The following is a 7,770-nucleotide window of genomic DNA, read 5'->3' on the forward strand; positions in this document are numbered from 1 at the left end:
CGAGCGGATTGATAGGCCAGGTGGTCCTGGCGCCGATTATAGGGGGTTGCCCCCACTACGCGCAGTCTTGACAGATGGCTGTCGCCCGTCAAGCGGGCATTCGCGCCAAACCCAGCACTCAACGCAATTCGGTAGTGGCAGACCGGTCGCGCGGAGGACGCGGCGAAAGATTGTTATCGGCTTTCTGCCGAAATATTCCAAAAATGCCGCGCGAACAGGAAATCGTCCCGCTTCAGCCGGGCAGCCGCCACGGCTTCCTCGTCCTCGCCCCATTGCTCCGCCTGCCAGTCCTCGTCGAAACGCGACTGGCGCCAGAGCGTCTCGGGATCGAACTCGGCCCGCGTCGCCGCGAGGCCGAGGACGAGCGAGCCGCTGAGGCTGACCAGATCATGCAGCGCCGTGAGTTCGAACGGGCTCACGCTGTGGACGGCCGCGGCGAGCCGCTCAAGGCTTTCGGCTGGTTGGGCGACAGGCACCACGCCGCGGGTCACGTTGAGCCGGGCTCCGTATTCGTGCGCCGCCCAGTCGAGGAGCGGATCCCAGGCCGCGGCCTGCGCCTCGGCCAGTGCCTCGGGCGCCTCGGCGCGGTAGCAGAGAAGATCCGTACCGCCATAGGCCGCGATCAGTTCTGCCACCTCATCGAACTGCGGCGCCACCTTGTCGATGGCGGCGTTGGCCCCGCGCGTCACCGGCATCCGGCGCGGATCGACCTCCTTCTCGACCGCTTCCCACTCCGCGGCGATGGCCTCGGCCATGGCCCGTGTCGGCAAGGCCATCGGGCTCTTGGCCGGGGTGCGGACCGGACGCGCGTCGAGCGTTACGCCGAAGCCCCCGTCGCTTTCGACGACGACGACCGTCTTCCAGAACCGTTTCGCCTTCCAACCGCTCATGCCGCCTCCCAGATCCGTTCCAATGCCGGCAGGAGGGCGGCGAAATCCGCGATCACCTGCCCCGCGCCAGCCGCTTCCAGCACCTCGGGACGGTGATAGCCCCATGTCACGCCGATCGTATGGAAGCCCGCGGCGCGGCCCATCTCGATGTCATAGCTCGTGTCGCCGATCATCACCGCGCGCTCGGCCAGCGCGCCCGTATCGGCAAGCGTGGCCTGCAGCATCGCAGGATGCGGCTTCGACGGATGGTCGTCAGCGACCTGGGCGGTGACGAAATGCCCCGAAAGGCCATGAGCGTCGAGGATATGCGTGAGCCCCCGCCGCGACTTGCCGGTCGCCACGCCGAGCAAAACGTCGGAGCGGCCGCCGAGCGCCGCCAGAGTCTCGGCCGCGCCGGCGAAGAGCGGCGAGAGTGGGCCGGCGCGGAGTGAGGCGAAGCTCTGCTTGTAGGCCTCGACAAGCTCCGCACGGGTATCCGGGCCTTGCTCCGGCACCAGCCGGGCCATCGCCTCGGGCAGGGACAGGCCGACGATCGCGAGGATGCGTTCTCGCGTCGGTAGGGGCAGGCCGATGGCGGCGAAGGCATGGCTCACCGCGGCGTGGATATGGTTCTGGCTGTCGACGAGCGTGCCGTCGACATCGAAGACCACGAGCCTCAGGTCTTCTGTCATGTCTCGTCCGCGAAGGGATCGGCGGGAGCCTCGGCCTCGGACCAGCCCACGGTCTTCCAGGTGCGCTTCATATGGTCCGGCAGGGGCGCGGTCAGGGTGATGCGCTTGCCGGTGATCGGGTGATCGAAGCCGATGGAGCGGGCATGGAGATGCAGCTTGCGGCTGATCTCTCCGCCAAGCTGAGCACCCCAGCCATCGCCGAGGTTTTCTTGCCCGGAGCCGCCATACTTGCCGTCGCCAACGATCGGGTGGCCAAGCTCGGCCATATGGGCGCGAAGCTGGTGAGTGCGTCCGGTGATCGGCACAAGCGCCAGCCACGAAGCACGGGTGCCAAGCGCGTCGAGCACCGCGTAGTCGGTCGTGGCGCGCTTGGCGCCCTCGGTCGCCTCGACCTTCGAGGGGTGGACGGCGACCATCTTCTCGCCCTCGCCGCCGCGGCCATGGCCAGGCGCCTTGACGAGGCCGAAGCGGACGGTGCCCATCTTCGGATTGGGCAGGCCGGCGACCGCGGCCCAGTAGATCTTGCGCGTGGTGCGGGCGCGGAACGCCTCGGACAGCGCGCGGGCGACGCGGTCGGTGCGGGCGAGGAGAAGGACGCCGGAGGTATCCTTATCGAGCCGGTGGACCAGCTTCGGCCGGTCCTTGTAGCCGAACATCAGGGCGCCGGTCAGGCCGTCGACATGGCGGTTGCCCTGCCCCGAGCCGCCCTGGCTCGGCAGGCCGGGCGGTTTGTTGAGCGCGATGATATGCTCGTCCTTCCAGAGGACGGCAGCCCGGATCATCTTCGCGTCCGCCTCGCCGATCCCGGCCTCGGGCTTCGGCGTGGAGGGCGCGGAGGCCTGCAGCGGCGGGACCCGGACCTGCTGGCCCGGCACGACGCGGGTCGAGGCCTTGACGCGGCCGCCATCGACGCGGATCTGGCCGGTGCGGCAGAGCTTCTCGACGGCGCCTTGCGTGATCTCGGGGAACCGTTTCTTGAGCCAGCGGTCGAGCCGGCTCTCGCCCTCGTCGGCGGCGACGGTCAGCATCTTCACCCCGCTCATGCGTAAATCCCCCGGGCTGCGGCCATGCCGACGACGATGGCGGCGAGCGAAAGTGTGACCGAGCCCAGCACATAGGCGGCGGCAAGCGTGGTCTGGCCGCGCTCCCAGATCGTCAGTGCGTCGAGCGAGAAGGCCGAGAACGTGGTGAAGCCGCCGAGCACCCCGGTCATCAGGAAGGGCGCGAGCCGCATCCCGTCGCGATGCGCGAGGAAGACCACGAGCGCGCCCATGAGGAACGAGCCGACGACGTTGACCGCGACCGTGCCCCAGGGAAAACCGGGGCCGATCAGCCGCATCGCGGCGACATTCGTCATGTAGCGGGCCGAGGCGCCGATCGCGCCGCCGAGGGCCACTTGAAGGAGGGTCAGGATCATGGCGCCTTCCTCTGCCGCCGGACGCGCAAAGTCAACCGGGCAAGGGGGCTGTCTGCCCCCTCTTGGCCTTCGGCCAATTCACCCCCGAGGATATTTCGTCCAAGTGGAAGATCAGGCGCCGCGCTTGTCACGTAGTTTGGCGAACCATTCGACCCGTTTCTTCAATTCTCGTTCGTAACCGCGTTCGACCGGGTGATAGAACACCGGACGCTTCATCGTCTCGGGGAAGTAGTTCTGGCCCGAGAATCCGTCCTCTGCATCGTGGTCGTAGGCATAGCCGGTGCCGAAGCCCTGTTCCTTCATCAGCTTCGTCGGCGCGTTCAGTATGTGCTTCGGCGGCGGCTCCGACCCGGTTGCGCGGGCCGCGGCGCGGGCGGCCTTGTAGGCGACGTATCCCGCATTCGATTTCGGGGCGAGCGCGAGATAGGTCACGGCCTGGGCCAGCGCCAGTTCGCCCTCGGGGCTGCCGAGGCGTTCGTAGGTTTCCCAGGCATGGAGACAGACAGCCTGCGCCTGCGGATCGGCGAGCCCGATATCCTCGACCGACATCCGGGTGATGCGGCGGGCGAGGAAGCGCGGATCCTCGCCGCCTTCGAGCATGCGGGCGAACCAATACAGAGCGGCGTCGGGATCGGAGCCGCGCACCGATTTGTGCAGGGCGGAAATGAGGTTGTAATGCTCCTCTCCGGACTTGTCGTATTTCGCGGCGCGACGCATCAGCCTTTGGGCGAGCGCCTCGGTGCCGAGAGGCTTGTCGACCTTCCAGGCGCCGACCTGTTCGATGAGGTTGAGAAGCGCGCGACCGTCGCCATCGGCCATTTCCAGAAGCGCCTCGCGCGCCGCGGGTGCGAGAGGGAGGGTGCGGCCGAGTTCTTTTTCGGCCCGCTGGGCAAGGCGTTCGAGATCGGCCAGCGATAGCCGTTCGAGCACGATCACCTGGGCGCGGCTGAGAAGGGCCGCGTTGAGTTCGAATGAGGGGTTCTCGGTCGTGGCGCCGACGAGGAGGATCGTGCCGTCCTCCATGTGCGGCAGAAAGCCGTCCTGCTGGGCCTTGTTGAAGCGGTGGATCTCGTCGACGAAGAGGAGTGTGCCGCGGCCCTGCTGGCGGCGGAGCTTCGCGGCCTCGAAGACCTTCCGGAGTTCAGGTACACCGGTGAAGATCGCACTGATCTGGACGAAGGCGAGTTCGGTCGCGTCCGCGAGGAGCCGGGCGATCGTGGTCTTGCCGACGCCTGGCGGGCCCCAAAGGACCAGGGACGACAGGCTGCCAGAGGCGAGCATCGCGCCCAGGGGACCGTCAGCCGACAGCACCCTGTCCTGGCCAATGACCGCATCGAGCGCGGCCGGCCTGAGCCGGTCGGCCAGGGGGCGCGGCGCGCGGGACTGCGCCCCGGGCGGCGCGGCGTGATCGAACAGGTCGGACATCCGGGCGAGACTACATCCGAGCCCCGGCGGAAGGAAGCAGGGAAGCAGTGGCGCCAGCACTGATGGTACCGGCGCCCGGAGCGGGGCGCGTTCAATGGAGGTTGGTGGCCAGATTGATCGACACGCACTGGCTTTCGTAGCCGTCGAAATCCAGAACCCGGCCAGCCGCCTCCATGTCGAGCCCGCAGCGCGGAGCCCATCTCGGCCAGTTTGACGGGATTAGGCCGAGAACCCGAGTCGCCCCGAGATCGCGCGCCGACTTCGTCATTTCGGTGATCAAGAGCGCATGAACCCGGCGCCGAATCGACATAGGCGTCGTGTGGGAGACGAAAACGCGCGAGGATTCCCAGATGTTTTCGGCCACCGGCGCCTCGAAGTAGAGCAGATCCGCCGGAATGGTGTCGAGCAGGCCACGCTGCGCGTCGCGGATCATGTAGGTGTAGATGCCGCAGCGCGCCGTTGTCGGAGTCAGCCGGATTCCGGCGAGGATCTCGCCGAATTCATGCACGGCGATCCAGCGGCTGGCCGGAGTGTCGTACTGGTCGTATTCCATCCCGAGCGCCTCGGGCAGGTCCCAGCGGTTCTGGACGATGAAGGATTGCTTCCGCGCGCGAAGCAGATTCGCGAAAAGCTCTCCATGGTTGTGCAGGTTCGCAAAGGAAAGAGTCGTGGTTTGCATTGCCGTTTTCTCCGGTTGGGTTCAGGAACTGGGTTCCCCTGCCGAGGTGGAGATAACGGCTAGAGCAGGCGGTAATCTTTCGCCCTCTGGATAGCCTCGGCCGTCGTCCGGGCGAGCAACTTGTCTCGCGCGGAGTTGAGCCGGGCCTTCAGAGCGCTTTCGGATATCCCGAGCTTCGCTGCCGCAGCTGCGTGCCGATCTCCCGCCGCGATCAGGCGAAGAGCTTCAATCTGGGCGAGTGTGAGGCTGTCGGGCGGTTCGGTCTTGTCGTGAAGATCGCTCACGATCTCGCCAATGCGCCTCATCTCGTCGTCGGTGTATTCCCGGTCCGCACGGGCAACACCCGCGATCGTTCGAGACGAAATCGGCCCGCAGGAAAAGCAACAGCCATAGACCAGGCCGTGTTCTGCAGCCTGTCCGAGAATATTGAAAGGGTCCGGGATGCCAATCTCGCTCCAGCGAGAAGCGCCGGTTTTCGAGAATCCCCACGCGATCATCGGATCGCGCACCGCGTAGGCGTTGTTCGTGTAATGATCGATCCACGCCTGATTGTAGGTCTGGAACATCATCAGCGGCGCGGCAAACCGGATATGCAGGCCGACAAAATAACCGGCCGGGGCGAGCAACCCAAGCTCATGCAGTCTCAAATCGATACCGTGATGCATAGACATGTCTTTTTAGACAAGTTGTTTTGGGGGCGGTCAACCGTAAATTGAAACTCGTTAGCTGCACTGTTTGAGGCACTACATTGCGTACGATCAATCCCGGCCTCTTTGCAAGACTCATGCGATTGCCTGAAACCGCTCGGGCAGATCTGTTGGAATTCCTGGGTGCGACGCCGATTGCTGATGCACAGCTTTCCTCCATGATCGACATAGTTGCGGAGAAAGTCGGCACTGATCGGCGGAGTGCGCGCTTCGAACCGAACTGACGCACGCTGTTTATCTTGTAAAGAGTATCATTGTGCTTAATGAGAAAACCCCGACGCCGTCGCGCCGGGGTTTTTTTGTACTCAATGAGCCGGAGACTTACGCCTCGGAAGCTTCCTCGGCTTCCATCCGGGCGCGGTCGGCTGCGCCCTTCGCGGAGGTGTCGCGGTCGACGAATTCGATGATCGCCATCGGCGCCATGTCGCCGTAGCGGAAGCCGGCCTTCAGGACGCGGACGTAACCGCCCTGACGTTCCTTGTAGCGCGGGCCGAGAATCTCGAAGAGGCGCGCGACATGCTTGTCCTGCTTGAGTTGGGCCGCGGCCTGGCGGCGGGCATGAAGGTCGCCACGCTTGGCGAGCGTGATCAGTTTCTCGATGATCGGACGCAGTTCCTTCGCCTTCGGAAGGGTGGTCTTGATCTGTTCGTGTTCGATGAGCGACCCGGCCATGTTGGCAAAGAGCGCCTTGCGGTGCTCATGGGTGCGGTTCAGACGGCGGTAGCCGCGAGCGTGACGCATTTTGTTCTCCTATCGCGTTTTGCTTTGTCCGGCGGCCGTGGTCCTCGGTCCGCTCTCCTTGGGGTCAAAGACCCGTGCATTCCCCGGCATTCCGGGCATTTCGGGGGCCGTTTAGGCGACGGCCCCCGTGAAGTCAATCAGAACTGGTCTTCGAACCGCTTGGCGAGATCCTCGATGTTCTCCGGCGGCCAGTCCTCGACATCCATGCCGAGGTGCAGGCCCATGCCCGAGAGCACTTCCTTGATCTCGTTGAGCGACTTGCGGCCGAAGTTCGGGGTGCGCAGCATCTCGGCTTCGGTCTTCTGGATCAGATCGCCGATGTAGACGATGTTGTCGTTCTTGAGGCAGTTCGCCGAACGCACCGAGAGCTCCAGCTCGTCGACCTTCTTGAGGAGGAGCGGGTTGAACTCCAGCCCCTCGTCGGCCTCGCCCTTCTGCGCCGATTCCGGCTCGTCGAAGTTGACGAAGATGCCGAGCTGGTCCTGCAGGATGCGGGCGGCATAGGCCACCGCGTCATCCGGCGTCAGCGAGCCGTCGGTCTCGATCTTCATCGTCAGCTTGTCGTAGTCGAGCACCTGGCCCTCACGGGTCGGCTGCACTTCGTACGACACCTTCTTGACCGGCGAGTAGATGGCGTCGATCGGAATGAGGCCGATCGGTGCATCTTCCGGGCGGTTCTTGTCGGCAGCGACGTAGCCCTTGCCGGTGTCGACGGTCAGCTCCATGAACAAGTCCGCGCCCTCGTCGAGGTGGCAGATCACATGGTCCTTGTTCAGAACCTCGATGCCGTTCGACTCCGAGATGTCGCCCGCGGTGACGACGCCCGGCCCCTTGGCCGAGATCGAGAGCCGCTTCGGTCCCTCGACTTCCATCTTGAGCGAGACACCCTTGAGGTTGAGCACCACGTCGGTGACGTCCTCGCGCACGCCCGCGATCGAGGAGAACTCGTGCAGGACGTTGTCGATCTGGACGCTCGTGATGGCCGCGCCCTGGAGCGAGGACATCAGCACCCGGCGCAGGGCGTTGCCGAGCGTCAGGCCGAAGCCGCGCTCGAGCGGTTCGGCGACCAGCGTCGCCTGGCGCTGCGGGTCGTTGCCCGGCTTGACGTCAAGCTGCTGCGGCTTGATCAGCTCGGCCCAATTCTTGTGGATCATGCGTTCTGCCTCCATACCTGTTCCCGGCCCATGTCCGAAATCCGGGAACGCCCGAGGATAAAAACGAAAGCGACCCGGGCCGCGCG

10 protein-coding genes are annotated in these 7,770 nt (G+C 65.3%); 1 reads left to right on the top strand and 9 read right to left on the bottom strand.

Features of this window, described 5'->3' with window-relative positions; translation table 11 throughout:
- Nucleotides 1–173: 173 nt before the first annotated feature.
- From R5H32_RS10420 to R5H32_RS10450, 7 genes are all read right to left on the bottom strand, one after another.
- Nucleotides 174–890 (bottom strand): ATP12 family chaperone protein, encoded by a 717-nt coding sequence (locus tag R5H32_RS10420; RefSeq protein WP_318338614.1) that lies wholly within the window; start codon nt 888–890, stop codon nt 174–176.
- Complete coding sequence (locus R5H32_RS10425) at nt 887–1,561, bottom strand: HAD-IA family hydrolase (protein WP_318338615.1); 675 nt, start codon at nt 1,559–1,561, stop codon at nt 887–889. Before R5H32_RS10425 ends, R5H32_RS10420 begins: the two co-directional genes overlap by 4 nt.
- The gene (locus R5H32_RS10430; protein ID WP_318338616.1) at nt 1,558–2,604 is read right to left on the bottom strand and encodes an RluA family pseudouridine synthase; all 1,047 of its coding nucleotides are present in this window, start codon (nt 2,602–2,604) and stop codon (nt 1,558–1,560) included. The genes R5H32_RS10425 and R5H32_RS10430 overlap by 4 nt, the downstream gene beginning before the upstream one ends.
- Nucleotides 2,601–2,978 (bottom strand): fluoride efflux transporter CrcB, encoded by a 378-nt coding sequence (gene crcB / locus R5H32_RS10435; protein WP_318338617.1) that lies wholly within the window; start codon nt 2,976–2,978, stop codon nt 2,601–2,603. The genes R5H32_RS10430 and crcB overlap by 4 nt, the downstream gene beginning before the upstream one ends.
- A 111-nt stretch (nt 2,979–3,089) precedes the next feature.
- Complete coding sequence (locus R5H32_RS10440; RefSeq protein ID WP_318338618.1) at nt 3,090–4,403, bottom strand: replication-associated recombination protein A; 1,314 nt, start codon at nt 4,401–4,403, stop codon at nt 3,090–3,092.
- A gap of 91 nt (nt 4,404–4,494) precedes the next feature.
- Entirely contained in the window at nt 4,495–5,082 is a 588-nt protein-coding gene (locus R5H32_RS10445; protein WP_318338619.1) for an acyl-homoserine-lactone synthase, read from the bottom strand.
- A gap of 59 nt (nt 5,083–5,141) precedes the next feature.
- Entirely contained in the window at nt 5,142–5,753 is a 612-nt protein-coding gene (locus R5H32_RS10450; RefSeq protein ID WP_318338620.1) for an autoinducer binding domain-containing protein, read from the bottom strand.
- 113 nt (nt 5,754–5,866) lie between these two features.
- Between R5H32_RS10450 and R5H32_RS10455 the strand changes: the two genes are divergently transcribed.
- On the top strand, nt 5,867–6,013 hold the full coding sequence (locus tag R5H32_RS10455; RefSeq protein ID WP_318338621.1) for a hypothetical protein: 147 nt from the start codon (nt 5,867–5,869) through the stop codon (nt 6,011–6,013).
- 97 nt (nt 6,014–6,110) lie between these two features.
- Here the strand turns inward: R5H32_RS10455 and rplQ are convergent, their stop codons facing one another.
- The gene (gene rplQ / locus R5H32_RS10460) at nt 6,111–6,530 is read right to left on the bottom strand and encodes a 50S ribosomal protein L17 (RefSeq protein WP_318338622.1); all 420 of its coding nucleotides are present in this window, start codon (nt 6,528–6,530) and stop codon (nt 6,111–6,113) included.
- Nucleotides 6,531–6,667: 137 nt separating this feature from the next.
- On the bottom strand, nt 6,668–7,684 hold the full coding sequence (locus R5H32_RS10465; RefSeq protein ID WP_263335682.1) for a DNA-directed RNA polymerase subunit alpha: 1,017 nt from the start codon (nt 7,682–7,684) through the stop codon (nt 6,668–6,670).
- Nucleotides 7,685–7,770 lie beyond the last annotated feature (86 nt).

Origin of the sequence: Defluviimonas sp. D31 (genome assembly GCF_033436765.1) — a bacterium.
In the GTDB taxonomy this organism is placed as follows: domain Bacteria; phylum Pseudomonadota; class Alphaproteobacteria; order Rhodobacterales; family Rhodobacteraceae; genus Albidovulum.

Coding starts and splice junctions, on each gene's coding strand:
- R5H32_RS10420 (WP_318338614.1), bottom strand. CDS start 890: ATGAGCGGTTGGAAGGCGAAACGGTTCTGGAAGACGGTCGTCGTCGTC.
- R5H32_RS10425 (WP_318338615.1), bottom strand. CDS start 1,561: ATGACAGAAGACCTGAGGCTCGTGGTCTTCGATGTCGACGGCACGCTC.
- R5H32_RS10430 (WP_318338616.1), bottom strand. CDS start 2,604: ATGAGCGGGGTGAAGATGCTGACCGTCGCCGCCGACGAGGGCGAGAGC.
- crcB (WP_318338617.1), bottom strand. CDS start 2,978: ATGATCCTGACCCTCCTTCAAGTGGCCCTCGGCGGCGCGATCGGCGCC.
- R5H32_RS10440 (WP_318338618.1), bottom strand. CDS start 4,403: ATGTCCGACCTGTTCGATCACGCCGCGCCGCCCGGGGCGCAGTCCCGC.
- R5H32_RS10445 (WP_318338619.1), bottom strand. CDS start 5,082: ATGCAAACCACGACTCTTTCCTTTGCGAACCTGCACAACCATGGAGAG.
- R5H32_RS10450 (WP_318338620.1), bottom strand. CDS start 5,753: ATGTCTATGCATCACGGTATCGATTTGAGACTGCATGAGCTTGGGTTG.
- R5H32_RS10455 (WP_318338621.1), top strand. CDS start 5,867: ATGCGATTGCCTGAAACCGCTCGGGCAGATCTGTTGGAATTCCTGGGT.
- rplQ (WP_318338622.1), bottom strand. CDS start 6,530: ATGCGTCACGCTCGCGGCTACCGCCGTCTGAACCGCACCCATGAGCAC.
- R5H32_RS10465 (WP_263335682.1), bottom strand. CDS start 7,684: ATGATCCACAAGAATTGGGCCGAGCTGATCAAGCCGCAGCAGCTTGAC.